General features: G+C 49.9%; 11 protein-coding genes. 10 read left to right on the top strand and 1 reads right to left on the bottom strand.

Going from position 1 to position 20520, the window contains the following annotated elements:
• Positions 1 to 70 precede the first annotated feature (70 nt).
• From ACN5NT_RS09775 to ACN5NT_RS09730, 10 genes are all read left to right on the top strand, one after another.
• A complete protein-coding gene (locus tag ACN5NT_RS09775) occupies positions 71 to 1396 on the top strand; it encodes a TolC family protein (RefSeq protein WP_419175296.1) in 1326 nt (441 codons plus the stop codon).
• 60 nt (positions 1397 to 1456) lie between these two features.
• Positions 1457 to 2266 carry a class I SAM-dependent methyltransferase gene (locus ACN5NT_RS09770; RefSeq protein WP_419175295.1) on the top strand — a complete coding sequence of 270 codons (810 nt, stop codon included), beginning with the start codon at positions 1457 to 1459 and terminating at the stop codon, positions 2264 to 2266.
• Positions 2267 to 2616: 350 nt separating this feature from the next.
• Entirely contained in the window at positions 2617 to 4368 is a 1752-nt protein-coding gene (locus ACN5NT_RS09765) for a YeiH family protein (RefSeq protein ID WP_419175294.1), read from the top strand.
• Between the two features lie 111 nt (positions 4369 to 4479).
• Positions 4480 to 4731 carry a hypothetical protein gene (locus ACN5NT_RS09760; RefSeq protein WP_136798614.1) on the top strand — a complete coding sequence of 84 codons (252 nt, stop codon included), beginning with the start codon at positions 4480 to 4482 and terminating at the stop codon, positions 4729 to 4731.
• A gap of 799 nt (positions 4732 to 5530) precedes the next feature.
• Complete coding sequence (locus ACN5NT_RS09755) at positions 5531 to 7285, top strand: YeiH family protein (protein ID WP_419175293.1); 1755 nt, start codon at positions 5531 to 5533, stop codon at positions 7283 to 7285.
• A gap of 95 nt (positions 7286 to 7380) precedes the next feature.
• Positions 7381 to 7680, top strand: a complete 300-nt coding sequence (locus tag ACN5NT_RS09750) for a hypothetical protein (protein WP_136798612.1) — start codon at positions 7381 to 7383, stop codon at positions 7678 to 7680.
• 195 nt (positions 7681 to 7875) lie between these two features.
• A complete protein-coding gene (locus tag ACN5NT_RS09745; protein ID WP_419175292.1) occupies positions 7876 to 10287 on the top strand; it encodes a c-type heme family protein in 2412 nt (803 codons plus the stop codon).
• Between the two features lie 11 nt (positions 10288 to 10298).
• Complete coding sequence (locus ACN5NT_RS09740; RefSeq protein ID WP_419175291.1) at positions 10299 to 11690, top strand: sigma-54-dependent transcriptional regulator; 1392 nt, start codon at positions 10299 to 10301, stop codon at positions 11688 to 11690.
• Between the two features lie 1076 nt (positions 11691 to 12766).
• Complete coding sequence (locus ACN5NT_RS09735) at positions 12767 to 14164, top strand: hypothetical protein (protein WP_419175290.1); 1398 nt, start codon at positions 12767 to 12769, stop codon at positions 14162 to 14164.
• Positions 14165 to 14292: 128 nt separating this feature from the next.
• Positions 14293 to 16980: a S8 family serine peptidase gene (locus tag ACN5NT_RS09730; RefSeq protein WP_419175289.1), complete on the top strand. Its 2688-nt coding sequence runs from the start codon at positions 14293 to 14295 to the stop codon at positions 16978 to 16980.
• Positions 16981 to 17086: 106 nt separating this feature from the next.
• Here ACN5NT_RS09730 and ACN5NT_RS09725 read toward each other — a convergent pair whose 3' ends face one another.
• Positions 17087 to 20473 (bottom strand): ATP-binding protein, encoded by a 3387-nt coding sequence (locus tag ACN5NT_RS09725; RefSeq protein ID WP_419175288.1) that lies wholly within the window; start codon positions 20471 to 20473, stop codon positions 17087 to 17089.
• Positions 20474 to 20520: the final 47 nt, after the last annotated feature.

Here is a 20520-nt window from a genome sequence, read left to right as displayed (position 1 = left end):
AACTCAAACTCAACAGTCACGTGCTGATGCTTGGCAGAACGCTCAATAATTTTTCGTTCGGAGAGATATTATGTACCGTATGTCCAGCCTGTTTTCGTTTCTGGTAATCAGCCTCACACTATTTGCTCCTGGTCAGCTTCGATCGGAGACGTCTCAACTCGGGCTCAATGACCTGATAGAGATCGCCCTTCAGCAAAATCCGCAGATAGAAATTGCCAGACAGCAGCTCGCAGGAGATGCGGGAATACTGACCCAGGCGAAATCCGGCTACCTTCCGCGTCTAGGCACTACTGCTGACTACGGCAGGGTATATGTTGACGGTCTGAGTCCTGAGGATGAAGATAACGTCGCCTCCCTGCTTTTGACACTCTCCCAGCTCATCTATGACTTCGGCAGAACCACCGGTCTGATCGATGCCAGCGCCTTCAATGTTGCAGCGTCAGAAGAAAATCTCAGACAAGTTTATCACGATGTGGTCCTCGATGTAAAAAATCAATTCTACGATGTACTTGAGAGTCAGGAGCTCATTGTCGTAGCCGAAGAGGCTGTAGCTAATTATACGCGCCAACTCTATCGGGCCAGAAAATATCTGGAGGCGGGTATACGAACCAGAATCGATGTGACGAACGCTGAGGTCAACCTGGCTAACGAACGGCTGGGCCTGGTGCAGGCCAAAGCTGATTTACAGTCGGCCAGGGTTGCGCTTGAGCAAACTTTAGGTGGTGCACCCAACAACGGGGACTATCAGGTTGTAATAGATGAGACCGGTCTGGGGGACTTGGTTACAGATAAGCCACCGATCCCCGATACATTGAATAACCTTCTGGTTACCGCGGAGCAAAACCGACCTGGGTTGAGTGGATTCGGCTACCTCATTGAAGCGGCTGAAGCAAATCTTCGCTCGGCCAAAGGCGACTACTGGCCGTCCATCGGTGTGACCGGCTCATATACAGGTTACGATACCGATATCTCAAGCCTGAATGACACCTGGCAGGTAGGCGTCGGTGCCACCTGGGAGCTTTTCTCCGGCTTTGAGACAGAGGGGCTGGTTGCCGAGGCCAAGGCCAACCTGCGTGAAGTTACCGCAGGTTATCGCCAATTCAACCTGTCAGTGACGCAACAGGTAACTGACAGCTACCTGCGTGCTGTTGAAAACAAAGAAGGTGTTGATATTGCCGGCCAGTCTCTGGGGCTCGCCGAAGAGAACCTGGAACTGGCCGATAAACGGTATCAAACAGGTCTTGGGGACTGGCTGGAATTTAACGATGCCCAGTTGCTTCTTACCCAAAACCAGACTAATCTGGTTGTAACGTATTACACATACTTGAGATCCCTGGCGCGGATCGAGTGGTCCACCGGGGTTATCCCCGAACTGCAGGACCGCACATACAGATAGCACAGAGAAAAAATACCGAAAACAAGCCAACAACCATTCAGCGTACTGACAGGAAGCTTTATGGATAAGTACAAAGAAACACCTGATATTTTAACTTCTTCTGAAGATTATGCCAGCAGATTTCATGGCAAGACCGGTGAGTATTTCCTCGAGATTCAATTAGCGAAAGTTGAGAAATACCTGGGGGGTTACTACAGGCCAACAATTCTCGACGTGGGCGGAGGCCATGCCCAACTGGCAATCCCCCTCATCCAGAAAGGTTACAATGTAACCATAACCGGCAGTGACGATTGTTGCGAAGAGAGGTTGCTGGCCGCAGGTTTACAGGGAAGCTACAGCTACCATACCTGCGACATGCTCAACCTGCCGTTTAAAGACAACTGTTTCGATGTGGTTCTCGCATTCAGGCTTATATCCCATGTCGAACGTTGGCAACTTCTCATTCGAGAACTGAGTAGAGTCGCCAAAAAAGCAGTAATTATAGATTATCCCGATTGGCGCAGTACCAACATCCTCTACTCCATGCTTTTCCCGATAAAGAAACTCTTTGAAAAAAACACCAGGAACTACACTCTATTCACCCGCAAAGAAATTTCTCAGGAGTTTGAACGTAACGGCTTGATTGTAACCGAATTTGATCCTGAGTTCCTGCTTCCCATGGTGGTGCACAGGGCCGTAAACTCCAGATACTTCTCGCAGTTTTCAGAAAATGTGTTCGCTACGATTGGTGTCACCCAGCTGCTGGGCTCTCCCATAGTCGCCTGCGCTCAGAAATTGCAAAGCACATATCAGGCAGAGCGGTCTTCTTTAAAGAGCTCGGTTCTGTCCCCAGCCAAACTACGGACATCAGACCAGCTCCGCAACAACTGAACCACAAAATCTGACCAGCTCCATCGGAGCTGAGACAGATCGTCGAATCCTATCCTGCCTTGAACTGTTTTTTCACCTCCTGCATGATATTTCGCTGCATGGAAAAGATAGTACCTTCCCTGTGTGCAAACAGGCCTTAACACATTTTCTGCAATTCTCTTCCCGACAATATCCAGCTCCGCTGAGTACCGCGTTGTTATTGGGTTATTTTCTTCATGCGGAACCAATATGGCACAAAGCTTGCTCTCCTGGAATCAAACATTTTTCATAGCATTTTTTATTAGCGATACCTGCCGGAGTGGGCCGGTATCTGTTGCAAACAATTTTGCTTTAATCTCAGGGAGGGAATTATGGCAGACAGTACGATCAAGACAGAAACCGTTGTCGTCGACGAAGCAAAAAGTTCGTTGAGTGATTTATGGAAGAAGGAAGATTACTGGGCGATCTGGCTCGGCTTTGCCCTGCTGCTTGCCGGCCTGGCTATCTTTATGCCACGTCAGCCGGAAGGTATGCAGGAAGTGTTCAACACTTCAAATGCAATCATGAAGCAGGAAGCAGCAAAAGCTCCATTTAAAACTGTAGCTTTTATCGAAGCCCAGGACGCAAAGGAAAAAATCAAGGCAAGAAGTCAAAATTTCGCTAAAGATCTCGCTGCAGTCATGAGCAAGCCGAAAGGTTGGACCACAAACCCACTTGATGCTTTCATCATGACCCAGGAACAGGCAGATGCTAAAAACGCTGCTGCCAAACCTAAATATGAAGCTGCCAAGGTAACTGCAGTTACCGCTAAAGCTGCTGCAATTACCGCTGAAAATGCTGCTGCTGCCGCTGGTTTCGCCAACACCGAGCTGAACAGTGTTGCTGAAAAGAAGATTGATGACTGGAGACGCGCCAACGCCAAAGAATCTTCTGCCAAGAAAAAAACCAAAAACAAGCCTTTTAACCTCTTCCCGAGCCTCTTTGGAATGTTTGTTGCCACCGGTCTGCTGTTCTCGATCGGTATCTACTTTATGGGTGGCTCCGTTACCGGCTTCCTGAAAGGTTTCACCGCTGTTTTTGCAGTAAGTATTCTTGCCTACGTCTTTGCAGGCCAGGCTACCGCTAAACACTACGGCATTGGCTACGCTGCCTGGGCCATCGCCATCGGTATGATTATCGCCAACACTGTCGGCACGCCTAACTGGGTCAAGCCTGCCCTTCAGGTGGAATTCTTCATCAAAACCGGCCTGGTACTGCTCGGTGCCGAGGTACTGTTCAACAAGATCGTTGCCATCGGTGTTCCTGGTATCTTCGTAGCATGGTTCGTAACCCCTACAGTACTTATCACTACCTTCTGGTTCGGTCAGAAAGTATTGAAGATGGAGTCCAAGACTCTGAACATGGTTATCGCCTCTGACATGTCCGTGTGTGGTACCTCTGCAGCTATCGCTGCCGCCGCAGCATGTCGCGCCAAGAAAGAAGAACTTACCCTCGCCATCGGCCTGTCCCTGGTTTTCACCTCCATCATGATGATCGTTATGCCGGCCGTCATTAAAGCCACCGGTATGCCGTATATCCTCGGTGGTGCCTGGATGGGTGGTACCATTGATGCGACTGGTGCCGTTGCCGCTGCCGGTGCCTTCCTTTCCGAGAAAGCACTCTACGTTGCTGCAACCATCAAGATGATCCAGAACGTACTGATCGGTGTTACCGCTTTTGGTATCGCTGTTTACTGGACCATGAAGGTAGAGCCCAAAGAGACCGGCAACAAAGTTGGCTGGATGGAAATCTGGCACCGCTTTCCGAAGTTCGTACTCGGCTTCCTCGCGGCTTCTGTTTTCTTCTCTTTCCTCTACACCCAGATCGGACCGGACGCTGGTTTCACCATGATCGACAACGGAGTATTGAGAGGTTTCACCAAGACCTGCCGCGGCTGGTTCTTCTGCTTCTCTTTTGCTGCAATCGGTCTTGCTACCAACTTCCGTGAGCTTGCTCACTACTTCAAAGGCGGCAAGCCTTTCATCCTCTATGTATGCGGCCAGTCTCTGAACCTGGTTCTTACCCTTGGCATGGCCTATATCATGTTCTATCTGGTATTCCCGGAGATCACTGCTGCGATCTAATACAATTGGGGAATTAAACAGTAAAACTGCACGGGGATAACCCGGGCAGATAGAACACAATGCGGCGGAGCCCTTACAGGCTCCGCCGCATTCTTCACCGAGGAGAAATCTATGGAAACTGCATCACCCAAAAGCCAGGTTCGGGGCTTTGCCCAACTCATTGCCTGCTGCTTTGTCGTCTGGGCCACTACATTTCATGTTCTGCCTGCGTTGACCCAGTCTCACCCCGACATCCTTACACTTGCTGACTTTATTGATGAATCTGAAATCGATACTGGTGAATTCTACTATACAGGCGTCGAAGTTGTCGTTCAGGCCGATATCAACACCCGTTCAACCATCGAGTATTTTGCCCATAAGTAACAACAACAGACCTCACGACCTTTCATTCCAACGTACCCCACACGTATTTAAAGGCGGTATGTGAGTAGCTTGCTTCACGGCAATCTGCTCACCTACCGCCTTTTTTCATGCCACCAGTCTTTCCCGCCTGCAAAAGGCTGCCCCAGCCCGGTAATCCCCCCTCAGAACTCGAAAGGAAGTCAACCTACTTTTGCTACAAAACACGGCAACATGGCAGAGATCCAGTACGAATTGCCCTAAGCGTTTTTTCACACCATATCAAACAATACTATTTAAGAGATGCCCTCAGGGTACAGCCCTTACGATTCACACCTTTTCCCGTATTTCAGCCCGTAAATTAGAACAACATGACGTACTGTCAAAATCTTGGATCTGGCAACACCTGAACAATCAGCAATCCGGACCAGCAGCACCACCTGCTCCAAAGGCATGCCCAAAGCACCCCTTCCCCCTGCACCTTCATCAGTTTCACTCTTCAGCAAAAGCTATAGTCAAAAAACGCAATATCAGGCCCTTGAGCTAGAGACTTTTCACAACCACCACACCCGCGCCCAGCAGTGCAAACCTGATAGCCACAACTGCAAACCTGAGTTTACACATCCACATTGTGGCCATTCTGTGCATTTGCGCACCCGGTGCCTAACATTAAATAGTTAGGAAATAATTCACATAATGGCATGAGATTTGCTGGTATGACCAGTGTTGATATAAAGCAGTTTTCACCTGGTCTCAATCAGGGCATCCGGGTGAACATTTTTTAGGCATTACACTTGAGCATTTTAACTCACGGGAGAGAATCATGGCAGAAGCAAAGACTCAAGTCGACAGTAATATCGTCGTCGACACAGGACAAAGCAAGTGGAGCGATTTGTGGTTGAAGGAAGATTACTGGGCAATTTGGCTCGGTTTTTCCCTGCTTATCGCAGGTCTCATCATTTTTATGCCACGGCCACCGGCAAACATGCACGAGGTATTTGATAAATCAAATGCCATCATGGAGCAGGAAGCTGCAAAGGCACCATTCAAGACTTTAGAATTCTTTGAAGCTCAGGACGCAAAAGAGAAAGTTCGGGCAAGAAATCAGAGTTTTGCTAAAAAGATCGCAGGATTCATGGACAAGCCTAAAGGCTGGACCAGCAATCCACTTGATGCACTGTACCGAACCCAGCCACAGGCTGACGCGATCAACGTAAAGAAAGCGCCTGCCGCCGAAAAAGCAGCCGCTGCCGCTGTTGAAGCACGCGCCACCGCATTGGCCGCCCAGGATATCGCCGCTGCTGCAGGTTTTGCCAATGCTTCTCTGAATGCAACTGCTGAGACAGAGATTGATCAGTGGAGACGCGCCAACGCCAAGGCTTCTTCTGCCAAATCCAAGGCGAACGCCAAACCGTATAATGTCATTCCTGGTTTGCTCGGCTTTATGGTAGTCTCAGGTCTGTTCTTCTCCATCGGTATCCATTTCATGGGTGGCGATGTAAAGAAATTCCTTATCGGTTTTACCGCTGTTTTTGCACTCTCTGTATTCGCCTATCTCATGGCCGGTCAGGCCACCGCTAAACATTATGGTTTCGGTTACGCAGCCTGGGCAATCTTCCTCGGTATGCTGATAGCTAACACCGTCGGCACTCCCGACTGGGTTAAGCCTGCCCTGCAGGTTGAGTTCTTCATCAAGACCGGTCTTGTTCTGCTCGGTGGTGAGATCCTCTTTAACAAGATCGTAGCAATCGGTGTTCCTGGTATCTTCGTAGCATGGTTCGTTACCCCTGTTGTACTCATCACTACCTTCTGGTTTGGCCAGAAAGTGCTGAAGATTGAATCCAAGACCCTGAACATGGTCATCTCTTCCGACATGTCCGTATGTGGTACCTCTGCCGCAATCGCAGCCGCCGCAGCATGTCGCGCCAAGAAAGAAGAGCTGACCCTCGCCATCGGCCTGTCCCTGGTTTTCACCTCCATCATGATGATCGTTATGCCGGCCATCATTAAAGCCACCGGTATGCCGTACATCCTTGGTGGTGCCTGGATGGGTGGTACCATCGATGCAACCGGTGCTGTTGCCGCAGCTGGAGCATTCCTCTCCGAGAAAGCACTCTATGTTGCTGCAACCATCAAGATGATCCAGAACGTTCTGATCGGTGTTACCGCTTTTGGTATCGCGGTGTACTGGACCATGAAGGTAGAGCCGAAAGAGACCGGCAACAAGGTTGGCTGGATGGAAATCTGGCACCGCTTTCCGAAGTTCGTACTCGGCTTCCTCGCGGCTTCCGTATTCTTCTCTTTCCTTTACACCAAGATCGGTCCGGACGCTGGTTTCACCATGATCGACAACGGTGTACTGAGAGGTTTCACCCGCATCTGCCGTGACTGGTTCTTCTGCTTCTCCTTTGCAGCGATCGGTCTGGCTACCAACTTCCGTGAGCTGGCTCCCTACTTCAAGGGTGGTAAGCCGTTCATTCTCTACGTATGCGGTCAGTCCCTCAACCTGGTACTTACCCTTACCATGGCCTACATCATGTTCTACCTGGTGTTCCCGGAAATCACCGCAGCAATCTGATTCGTGGATACGTGGAATGTAAAGTAGTACAGTTGAAAAAAGTACATCTGGCAGCGGAACCTTCGGGTTCCGCTGCCCCTTCATTGGAGGCACAAATGAGCAAGGAATTGAAAAAATCAAAAGTAAAAGGTATTAGCCAACTTGCAGCCAGCCTTATCGCAGTCTGGGGTGTTACCTTCTACGTTTTGCCTGCAATCACCAGTTCCAGCGACTCTATCCAGGGGCTTGCAGATTACATAGACGAAACCGGCATCGAGACTGGCAATTTCTACTACACCAGCGTGGAGATTGTTTCACATGCCGACATGAATGCCAGATCTACCATCGAGTATTTTGCCGACCGACCAAAACGCATCGCGGCAATCCAAAAAAACAGTGCCATTGTGGGTGAATAAACCGGCAAGAGCCCCTTTGCTCTTTTGCTGCACCCCAAAAAGGTCTCACCCGGCAGGACCCTCAAAATCCTGCGCACAACTCGATATCTTTCGCTGCTCTGAAAAATAAGGTACATTTCGACTGAACCGATGCCCGAAAACTCTCAAATCAAAAAACCGGCATCAATCGAAGTACCAGAGCAACGAAAAGGTATCATGAGAATTCCCCGACTATATTCACTGCAAAGCAAATTTATCCTAGGCCTGATTTTCATCATAATGATCATCAGTGTCATCAATATCACCGGCCTCTGGTTTTTCATGCAGAAAACCCTGCAGGATGAGGTAAGCACCAGAGCGGAGATCGTTCTCGACCAGGTCGATTCTGTTAAAAAATATGTACAGCTATCCCTGCGCCCAAAGATGTTTGAAGAGGTTCCCGACAAGTTTATAAGAGAAGCGATGTCCTCCTCCTTCATCACCCGCAGCGTCATGGAGCAGAATCATTCCGCTAGCCTGAACTATATTTTCCGACGGGTAGCTATCGGGGCAAGAAATCCCGAATTTGAGGCAAATAAGGTTGAAAAGGAGTTGGTTCAATATTTTCGGGACAACCAGGATCAGGAGCTCTGGACGGGTACAAAGAAGATCAGGGAGCAGGACGTTTACATCATGGCCCGCCCTGTTCGCTACGGTCAGAGTTGCCTGCTCTGCCATGGTGACCCAGCCGACTCCCCCAAAGAATTGGCAGATCTTTATCCGGATTCGGGATTTTATCACACTCTTGATTCCATCGACGGCATAGATCTGGTTGGCATCCCCACCAAAGAGTATGCTGCCAAAAATGACAGTGAGTTCCTGCTCTATGTTGTTATCTACCTGACAATTTCATGCCTGGTTCTATTTCTTATTTATCAGGCATTTCAAAGGGTTGTCATTGTTAACCTGCGCACTCTCACCAGCCAGTTCCGTAATAGTTTTAAAGACCAGAAAGGCAGCGAGTTGCTCAAGAAAGTGGAACACGGCGATGAAGTTGAAGAGATGATAGAAGCCATGGAGGGACTGGGCCAGCATCTCTATGAGACAGACAAACAACTTAAGAGTCACACAGCCAATCTCGAAGCAGAAGTAGCACGCAGAACAGAGCAGCTCTCTTTAGAAAACTTACGCAGGCGCCGGGATTTCGAGCTCTTCGTCGATATTCTCAGGTCACTGAAAGCAAGTCAGAAACAGTCCGATCTCTGGCAATCAGTGTTGCCTGTACTCACCAGGACACTTGGTCTGCAGTCTGCATCATACATCTGCACATTTTCCAGTAACCGCAGCTATAGCTGGCCGCCAGGCGCCATGGCCCCGGCATTGCCTGCAAATCACGTAGATCTTCTCACTCGACCACGGATAGTTGCCCAGTATAACACTGTATTCATTCCCATTGGCAGCAGTGATGATAATATCGAAGGATTATTGTATCTACAGCGCCCTCCCGGTAAAAGCTTCAGCGACGATGAAGTAGAGATGTTTAATGCCGTTGGCCGGCAGCTTGGTATCGCTGCAGAGAACCTTGCGGCACTTGATTCCGTATTGCGCCAGACCAACAACCTCCAGGCGATTTTTGAGGGTATCACAGATCCGTTGATGCTGATAGAACACCCGGGGGCGATTATCATGGCCAATGACGCAGCGAACAATCTGCTTGAATCACTTGCTTTTAACGACAGGAAGCAGACAATAACTCAATGCCTTGTGTCCCTCGGTGGCAAAGAGGTTTCCGAACTTTTGCCGGAAGATCCACCATACAGCTCAAAATCAAAAGAGATTACCATCGATGGCGGCAGAAGCTTCCTGCTTTCCACCTTCCCGCTGATACCCGCAGGTGACCAGCCTCCTCGCCTTATTCTGTCAATTCAGGAGAATACCGAACACAAACGAGTTCTCCAGCAGATGGTTCAATCGGAGAAAATGGCCACGGTGGGTGAGCTTGCTGCCGGCCTGGCCCATGAGTTGAACAACCCGCTCGGCGTAATTCTCTGTTATGCCGAGCTGCTGAAAAAATCGGTCTCCGACCCTGAATTGCAGGAAGATATCAATGTGGTTCTCAAACATACCCAGCAGGCTCAGGCGGTACTGCTCGATCTGCTGAACTTTGCCCGACCCAAAGTTTCCATGTCCAGCCACACTGTAATTGGCGATATCACCGAGGGGGTAACCAATGTGTTCAAAGTGAAGGCGGCTAAAGAAAATGTAACCCTTCGCTGTCACCGCTCCGATGCTCATCGCAGGGTATTGGTCGAACCAAGTGTTATTGAACACATCGTACTCAATTTACTCCTTAACGCACTTGACGCGGTTTCGGAGGCAAACGGCACCATAGATGTTTACATTGATTACCTTAAAGAAACAAATGTGGTACAATTGAGGGTCGAAGATAGTGGCACCGGCATCGACCCTGCCATCCACCCCTACATATTTGACCCGTTTTTCACCACCAAGGACGTGAACAAAGGAACAGGCCTGGGACTGGCAATCATCTACCGTTCCATGGAAGAGTTAGGTGGCACTATTGAAGCCCGTTCTTTGCCAAAAGGCGGTGCTGTCTTTGAATTGAATTTCCCCGCCAGCGATAGTTAAGGAACACAACCATGAAGGTTGAAATGCATATACTTCTCGTCGATGACGAGCCCGACTTCAGCCGTGGTCTTTCCAGGCTGATTTCGGTGGAATACCCTGAGATACAAATCAGTACTGCCTCAAGCGGTGAAGAGGCTCTGGCCGCAGTTGCCGGTAACCAGGTAGATCTGGTCATCACCGATCTCCGTATGCCAGGCATGGACGGTATTACCCTGTCCAAAAAACTATTGGAGATCCAACCCGGTATCAAGGTTGTGCTCCTGACAGGCTATGGCACCATTGAAAAGGCTGTAGAGGCTGTGCGCCTGGGCGCCTTCGATTTTCTCACCAAACCGGTTGCATCGGATCAGCTCTATAGCACGCTGAATAAGGTAAGAGAATATATCCGGCTCGAGCAGGAGAACAGCCGGCTTAAAAAAATGCTGGAGGGTAACAAGAGCGATATATTGCTCGGTCAGAGCCCGGCAATGCTCGAGGTTCAGAAATCCCTGCAGATGGTTGCAGTTTCCGATTATCCCGTGCTCATCTTCGGTGAATCAGGTACAGGCAAGGAACTCGCCTCCCGCATGGTGCACCAGCTCAGCAACCGTAGCGATAAACCATTTATCGCTGTGAACTGCCCGGCAATTCCCGACTCGCTGATGGAGAGCGAGCTGTTCGGTTATACCAAGGGCGCCTTCACCGGGGCGGACAAGGACAGGGATGGTCTGATCCAATCCGCCAACCTGGGCACCCTGCATCTGGATGAAATCGGTGACATTTCCCACGCCATGCAGTTGAAACTTCTGCGCTTTCTACAGGAAGGAGAGGTTCGCCCGGTAGGTTCCACCAAAACCTATAAAACAGACGTACGCATCATCGCCTCCACCAACCAGCAACTTGAGGAGAAGGTCAACCAAAACACCTTCAGGGCAGATCTCTATTACCGCTTGAATGTGGTGACAATACATTTGCCGCCGCTCAGGGAACGTGTTGAGGATATCGCCCTGCTCACCCGGTTTTTCCTCGACCAGACCTGCAAGGAGATGCGTATCGAACAAACCGACCTGGAGCCCGATGTACTCTCCTACCTCAGCACCAAGGATTGGCCCGGCAATGTTCGGGAGTTGCAGAATTATATACGAAGACTGGTGATTTTCTCCGGGGGAGCCAATATCACCATGGCCACTGTGGGACGTATCGAAAATCCCGGCCAGGCCGTACCCAACATCGACGGCGAACTCGGCCCGTACAAAATGATGAAGGCTGCGGTCGCCGACAGGTTTACCAAAAATTATTTTGAACAGCTCTTCAAGGAGACGTCAGGCAATGTCTCTGAGGCCGCCAGGATAAGCGGTTTGTCCAGGGTCGCCATCCAAAAGCTGTGTCAGCGCCTGAGCCTTGACCCGGGTAAATTCCGCTAGGAACTGTTTTAAAAATTATGTTTTTTTTTGCGCAACAGCACCCCTGAGAGGCTATTATTGCGAGGTAAAAACTGAAAAAAAGATCCGATAACACACTCCCTACAACTGTAGCGCAATCAAATCTGACGATCTCCCATCGTTTTCATATAGCCGCGGAAAAATTCACAGAAGGAACCTTAACCTTGGTTTCGGCGCCCCACCTTGAAATCTCACAGTAATGCTATTCTCTTCTGGGCTATCGAGAGTTTGATGACATATGATTGTCAGTCATCTTTCAGGAGAGGTGGCGGGTATTCTCTTGCATCAGAAATTAAATCAGTCCCTTTCTCGCCTGTCGCATGCCCTGAGGATTGTCATCCTGATGCCACTGGGAGTCTACCCCCTGTGAATACGACATTGCGATTCCAAAGAACTTCGTGGGAAAACCGGCACAAGAGGATACGGCCGTCAGATTTTGCCATGGGGACAATCAGTTGAAAAGGCACTTCTTTATCTGTCTTACCTTCTCTATCATCTATATTTTACCGTTCGTCTTTATCTAAAATTCTAGTTCGGCGATTTCTGGCTCAGCCTGAAACTGCCCTGCTTCCCCAGAGCTGTGTGATACACGTTTTCATGAGCTGGAGATATTCGGCTAACGTTTCTTGAAATGAACAAACCCAGATCGAACCCACAAAGAAAAGTTAAATAAATTCATATACATGTTGTTATTTTAACAATTTTAACACGGTCTCTTCTTGCAGACACCGCCATTTTCTTTGTATCTGAGAATCTGCACCAAAATTCAGTCAGCACATCTTCTTTAGCGCGATGAAGGGGATAGGGAACACAGGTGATTTTGCTTCGTTAAAGGACATTGTCTTTTTTTGGGGGGAATTGATCCGGCAGTAATCGCACTCCTGTTCTTCCGGCCGTCACGTAAATTTTTTCCTTCGCCCAGGCCAGCTCGAATGTTGTAAGCGTATCCAGTGATCCAAAACAAACAGGTAAATTGTCGGACAGGTTGCTATTGCAACAGGCTTTCACGTCCGCATGCGCAATCAAACAGCGTACAATTTCAAATCAGGGAGGCTAAAATGAGTACTCCAGGACGCAGAAGGCATACGGTGCCTAGCATCAAGATGGTTCCTTTTTTAGCGATGCTCTTTTTCAGTCTGTATTTTTTTCTGTTCGGAGCCGCGGTTGCTCTAGCCGAATCACAGAAAAGCTGTGAAAATGGCTCTGTTTCTGCCTGCATGTCAGATATCCTCGACCAGGAGGACGAAATGATCGACCAGGCTGATGATATGCTTAAGGAAATGGAATCAGCCGGGATTTTTGCAGTTATCAGGGTGCAGACCGGGGTTAATCCTCAACCCGAACTCATTGACAGGATTGAAACACTACGTAACGACAACCGTCGGGCCCGTGAGATGAATGATACGGCCACCGACGAGGATTATGACGAGATGCTGTCAAAGGCCGACAAGGAGCAGGGGAACAACTGCAAGGATTCTGACCTGCTCTACTACGAGTCCCTAACAGATGACAATTACCTGCCACCTGGTTACTCCTGGGTGGATAAAGGATATGGTAAAGACAAGTTCGGCAATGGAAAATGTGATGTCTTTTCCGCTACAAATCTATACGGAGAAAATGTCTGGGTAAATGAGCGCGAAGCGAACATGTGTGATCAGGTCTGTAAGGACAAAACTGATGGCAACGGGGTTTCACGAAAAGGCCAGAATAAAGAGCGCTTCGTCGGGAGTTTGAAGGATGCCATTTCTTCCACCCGTACTGCAAATGTGATGCTTGCCCAGCAGCGCGCAATGATCTCCGAATTGGGAGCCATACTTGCCGCCATGCCGGTAACCCAGGCCGACTACCAACCCCAAGCCCCAGCAGACCCCTGCGACAACGTCACGACTGATCCGGTAAGCGGTTTCCTTGTGGCTGAAACGGTTCTTCAAGGTATTATTGCCTATTGGAATGCAAATCTCGTTTTAACTGATATTGGGGTTGAAATACTTGATACCGCAAAAGATGTAGCCAGTGATGCCGCTGGCCAAGATATTGCTGGATTCAATGCCAAGGCAAGCTGTATACCGCTTACGATCGCAGCCCACGTCGCCAAGGGGCTTAGTGATTTCTCCAAAGGAGTGATCACTGCATTGAGTGATGCAAAAGAAATCGTCGCCCTCAGTGGGGAAATGGCTAAGTCCTATCAAGCAGACGACTCCAAAGCCTGCAGCAAGCAGATTTGGAACCAGTTCAACACCTCGGAAGGCAAGAAAGGCAAGGTCGTGGTCTTGCAGGAGGATGTAAACCTCCTCAAAAGTGATATCAGCGAGCTCAGGACAAGTTCAGGCAATACCAACACACAACTTCTGGACCTGGAAGACCAGCTTGCGGCAATCAAGAAGTATATGGAGGATAATCGCACACTCCTCCTGGTGCCTGAGGGTCAGCGCAGTAAAATTGTTTTTGATCAATAAGATAAGATTTACAGGAGAGGCTCCCCAGGCAATGGCCGCTCCTGTGGCTGGGTGCAGCCGGGACCGGTCTGCCAGATCGGTCCCGGCTGTTATCAACCTGTTCGACATCAAAAGCAAAGGTAAGAAAAATGCGGCCTTCATTTCAACTCATGTATGGTGTGCTCGTTTTACTTTGTATGACATCAACAGCTTCAGCCTCGATTCAGGCCGGTCACCGGAACTTAAGATTTGTACAGGATGAAATTATAGTAAAATATACATCCGGAACCAGTCGGAATGAGATCAACAGCATCAACCAACTTCATCAGACCTCCGTATTATCTGAAAATCGGAAAGGTCGCTTCATGAAACTGAAGGTTCACGGCCAAGGGCGATCTATAGATAAACTCGTACAACAATACCGACGTGACCGCAGGGTAGAATATGCCGAACCGAATTACATAGTTCACGCGGCGATGTTTCCAAATGACCCCTATTTCCATGAATCTTGGGGTCTATTTAACAACGGGCAGACTGGGGGAACGACAGAAGCCGACATTTTCGCCCCCGAATCCTGGGATGTTCGATCCGATGCCTCCACCGTGATTGTGGCGGTGATCGATTCCGGTGTGGACTATACTCACCCTGATCTTGCTCCTAACATGTGGACAAACGATGGCGAAATAGCAGGCAACGGTATTGACGATGACAATAACGGGTTTGTCGACGATATCCGGGGCTGGGATTTTGCCAATGGTGATAATGATCCTTACGACGATCATTCCCATGGAACTCATGTCGCTGGGATCATTGCAGCCGCAGGCAACAATGGTACAGGCAGTGCGGGGGTATGCTGGTCGGCCAGCATTATGCCTCTGAAATTTCTGGATGCCACCGGCAACGGAACCGTGACCGATGCAATCGAAGCCATCCAGTACGCAGTACAGAAGGGGGCCAAGTTGTCAAATAACAGCTGGGGAAGCGAAGGCTTTTCACAAGCGCTCAAGGAGGCTATCGGAGCTGCAGATCATCTTGTCATTGCTGCAGCAGGCAACAGTAGCTCCTTCACTGATATAACCCCTTTTTATCCCGCCGCATACGATTTACCGAACATCATTTCAACTGCCGCAACGGACCACAATGACAACCTTGCAGCTTTTTCGAACTATGGCCCTTCCACAGTACATCTGGGCGCACCGGGAGTGGATATCCTGTCAACCACCCCAAATGAGTCATATGAACACATGAGCGGAACCTCAATGGCGGCACCACACGTCACCGGTGTCGCAGCGCTGCTTATGGCCGAATTCCCAGCATCGACAATCATCACAGTGAAAGACCGTATACTCAACGCCGTATCACCTGCAATCGGCCTCAGGGGCAGGGTTGCAACAGGCGGAAGACTCAACGGATATGATGCTCTGCTCGGCAAGGTATCATTGGAGCAGCCGGAGTTGACAACAATCTTTTACGATGATTTTGAGCAGGAAAATGATCCATGGACTGTCCAGGGCGAGACAGCCCTCTGGCACCTCTCCGGCACCCGGTACTCAAGCATTTCCACATCATGGCACTATGGAATTGACAATACTCTCAACTACGATACCGGAGCTGCCAACGAGGGCTATCTCATCTCGCCCCCGATTGACCTGACCACGGTCACCTTTTCAACACTCCTGTTCAACCACTACCTTGAAACGGAAGATGATCCGAATTTCGACAAGGCCTTTGTAGCCATCAGTACAGACGACGGAGCTTCATTTACTGAGATATTTACCAGCAGGAGCACCGATAACATCATGGCTCAGGAAACACTGGACATCGCAGCATACGATGGCGAAATAATCCGTCTCCGGTTTTCGTTCGACACCGTTGACAAGATGTATAACGATTTCGAAGGTTGGTACATAGACGATGTCTCCGTCATCGGCCAGCCAGCCGCACCTTTGCCGAGCCTGCCTCCGACGGCCGATGCCGGGACCGGTGACACGCTCTCGGACGCTGATGGAGATAGTTTTGAGTTGTATACACTCGACGGGTCGGCCTCGATGGACCCCGAAGGCTTTCCTCTTTCTTACCTATGGACCGAAGATCAACGTGTCCTTGGAACAGCAGAAGTCTTCACCGGCAGTTTTTCAATAGGGGAGCATTCGATCACCTTGACGGTTACGGACAATGAAGGCATGAGTGCTACGGATGAAGTAACAGTGACCGTTGTCGCCAATCAACCACCGGTGGTGGATGGTGGTAATGATCGGAGCATTGACGATGAGGATGGTGATGGAGCGGAAACCGTACTGCTTAACGGCTCCGCTTCATCGGATCCTGACGGGCAAATCATCTCCTATCTCTGGCAGGACGGTGAAACAATACTCGGCACAGCCGCGACGTTGGCTGTGCCTCTTTCAATCGGTGAACATGTTATTACCCTGACCGTCGAAGATAATGGCGGGGCAACAGGAGCCGATACGTTCATCGTGACGGTGAATGACGCCTCCATAGCCCCAGATGCAAGGATGCACATTGCTGATATGGATCTGCTTCTGATGAAAAGGGGTTCCAGCTATCTCGGCAAGTCCCTCGTTACTGTTACTGACGGGAACGGCATGCCATTGAAGGGTGTATCGGTTTCCGGACGCTGGGAGCTCAACGCCTCGTTACTTATGGTCGTAACGAAAGGGACCGACAAAAACGGTGTTGCTGTCCTAGAATCCAGAAAGATATCGGTAAATTCTGGAGACACCCTGGCCTTTGCAGTTGAAAACCTCACCCTTGATGGGATGACCTATATACCTGCGGACAATGCTGAAAGTTCTGACTCTACCCATATCCCATGATTGGTTCTACTTAGCAAGAAAGCGCATTGTGCTAACCACTTATTCAATAAAGCAGGTTCCTGCCTGTCGGGTATTCAGTCCGGCAGGGGGGCAATAGGTAAGCCAATCAGGGTGCCAACCGTAGCTGCAATGCCCGCTCCTCAAGCAAGTCCCTTGCAAAGGAAGGGGTGTCGCAGGCAACGAGAACAAATTCAATAGTGGCGAGGATATTATGCCATTTTGGATAGTTGGGCAAGGTGGTCGCATCGAGGTATTTATCCAGGGTCTGGGTGCGGGAAAACCCATCCGGATTGGTGTAGACTTTCCAGATGCCGGATTGTTCCGCCAGGTCGGCTTTGGTCAACCCAGTTGACTGTTGCCAGTATTCAAGGGACAGATTCATGGCCTCGATGGCCAGGCTTTTTCTGATCATATCATTCGAATTCCCGGCCAGGCGCGATTCCATTTCCGTCAGGGCAGTCCGGACGAGCTTAAAGTTGTTCTGTACCTGCTGCAGTTCGTCCGGCGATTGGTGTTGCAGAGATTCCTCCATGCAGAGCATACGTTGTCGAGTAGTGTTGAGCCCTTCAATCAGCTTCAGGACCGACATTTGGTCAGCCGGATAGTTGCCACCGTTCCATTGATCCTGAGGAGTAAAGATGAGTACGACCAATTGCTCGGCATCAATCTCCAGCCGGACAAACTGAATTGCACAGGCAAGCGGTGGGCTCTGCTGCCGCATAATGGTGAATCGCTTTTCCCTGATTCGATCATCTCCTTCACCATCACTCAATATTTGCTCCAAAACTTCCATGGATTCCCGCCTGCTTTCAGGTGTAAACACCTCCCCGACGTGGAGGCCGAGCAACGCCAGCGCATCGCTTTCCAATTGTGCGGCCCCTTTGGAATTGACGAATACCAGTTCTAAACTCTCATTAACGGCAAGCACCGCATCGTTGACCGTATCAAGGATCCTAGCGAGTCGCCGCTGCATGACCTTCAGGTCAAGCTCGGTGCGTTTTCGCCGCTTTATCTCCGTTTTCAGCAGCAGGTTCTCTTCCAACGTCTTATAGGCCTTTTGTAGATCCAGCTGAGTCTGCACGCGGACAAGCAGTTCATCTCTGGCAAAAGGTTTGGTAATGTAATCGTTGGCGCCAGCCTTAAACCCCCGTACCAGATTATCCAGACCACTGCGGGCGGTAAGCAGGATGATTGGTAGCTCGGCGGCGGAATATTTCTCCCGTAGCTGCCGGCAGACTGCATAACCGTCGAGTTTCGGCATCATAATATCCAGCAGAATCACGGCCGGTATATGACCAGCTTGAACCTTTTCCAAGGCTTCAACCCCATCGGCGGCAAGGTCAAAGGGGATGGATTTTGCCTGGAGATGATGGCCAACCACCTGTAGATTCACTGGATCGTCGTCGACGACAAGTATCGATTCACCAGGAACCACAGCTCGCCCCTTCGGCCAGTGGGGTATGTGGTTGGGAGATAACGATGGAACCGCCCGCCGGTCATGATCAACGGTAGATGATTGCTGGCTGGCTGGAACGGTGAAACTGAAATCAGAGCCACGGGGTACGTCTGAATCAACCTCTAACGTGCCGCCATGGAGTGTTACGAGTTTTGCCGCGATGGGCAGACCGAGGCCGGTGCCACCATATTTGTGAATCGTCTCGGCGTCTCCCTGCTCATAGGGGGAAAAGATCGTCCCGAGGCGGGACGGGGGAATGCCGATACCGGTATCGGAAACCGATACCCGCACCCAACTGTCTTGTAAAACTGCATGAACCCGCACCACCCCCTTTTCCGTAAACTTGATGCCATTGCCGATCAGGTTGTAGAGAATTTGCTGAAGACGGTCTTCATCTCCATGAATGGCTGGTATGTCCTCGCTAATCTCATTGATCAGCAGAAGCGCTTTCCTGTCGGCCAGTGGCTGCAGCCCGTAAATAACACTGTCCGTGAGGCTTTTCAGATCGACAGCCGTGGGGTTGAGCGTTACATCATGATTTTTCAGCCGAGCGAAATCGAGAACATCATTGATTAACCCGTTCAGTCTTCTTCCACTGGCAATGATGGTTTTCAGGCTGGTCTGCGCCATTGATGAAGCAGGATCGCCATTTTGCTGAAGCAGGCTTTCAGCCATGCCCACGATCCCGTTCAGTGGTGTGCGCAGCTCATGGGTGGTGTTGACAAGAAATTCATCCTTGAGCATGTCCAGTCGCTCCAAGGCGAGATTTTTTTTGGCTAGTTCACCGGATAGCATGTTGACCTGCCTAAAACTATCTGAACTACGAACAGACAGAACGAACGACTGGGACAGAATGAGGAAGAAAATGCCGAAATGAGTTAGGTAGCTAAGGTAGATGAGCTTATTGGCGCTGAGAATATCAATGACGACGGTAACCGTTAAAAGCAGCATGCCGCCTAGTAGAATAGCGGCTTTTTGGTCACCCTGAAACAGGGCTCGGACCAATACATAGAGGATGTAGACGAAGATGACCAGGATGAACAGCTGACAGGGAACAACGAGCCAGCTGGCGATCCGGGCGGGTGTTATGAGAGTGATGCAACCGATTATGGCCATGCAACCTAGCAGGATTGATGCGGGCATGTCTCTTTTCTTCTTACCGAACACGCTGACAACAAAGAGTAGCAGACCTGCAGGGCCAACAATGATCGTACCAAATTCAAACTTGTATGCCGGTTCCCACGGTATGTGTGGAAAGATCTGGGTTAGATAGTAGTTGCCGGTAACGAGAATCCTTGCAGCTATGAAGAGGGTGAAAATGGCAAGGTACAGGGGGGAGCGATCATCCTGATAGAGTACATACAGGCTAATATAATAGATCCCCATCACCATGAGGCAGCCGAATAGGCTGAGATCGAAAATCCACTGGAGGTTTAGTTCGGAACGAAGGGTGTCAGCATTGCCAAGCTTGATGGGATTCCAAATCCCGCCTTTTCGGTGATTGAAATTGGCCACCTGCAGGATGATTTCGAGAGATCCGCTATTGTCATGAAAAGGTTTTTGCTCAAGCCGGTACCGGGGGGTTACTGTGTCACGTTCCGTCCCCACTTCACCGTTGCGAGCGACGATCTGTCCATTGATATAAAGAACGTAAGCGGAAGACTGGTTTTTGATACTGATAGCCTTTATACGCCCATCTCGCGGAACAAGTGTAGTTAAACGGTAAGTTGAGAAGCCGTTCCCTGTAAGCGTCTGGCCGTCTACTTCCTTTCCGTTCCAGGCGCCGGGCAGGGTTGCCAGCCCGGTTGGCTGGGGAGGGGGGACAACGCTGAAATCAGAAGGGTCAAGCAATTGCTGCCAGTACCATTCCCACTCTCCGTTGAGATTGATGTTGCCGTCACGCTGAAAATCCCAGCCAGAAAGATCGAGCAGGCCGTTCTGAGCTTTCGGAGAACTGTTACCGGCGGAATTGGCTGTTCCTGCGAAAATCAACATAGCAGCCAGCAGTAGGCAAACTACCTGACCTTGGACGTTCACGACACCCCCTCAAAAGAGAGTTAGGCTTCAATTGCACGTTATTGTAA

The organism is Desulfosediminicola sp. (assembly GCF_048381775.1).
Taxonomy (GTDB): Bacteria; Desulfobacterota; Desulfobulbia; order Desulfobulbales; family Desulfocapsaceae; genus Desulfopila; species Desulfopila ganghwensis.
This window is presented reverse-complemented; position numbering and strand designations above follow the sequence as displayed.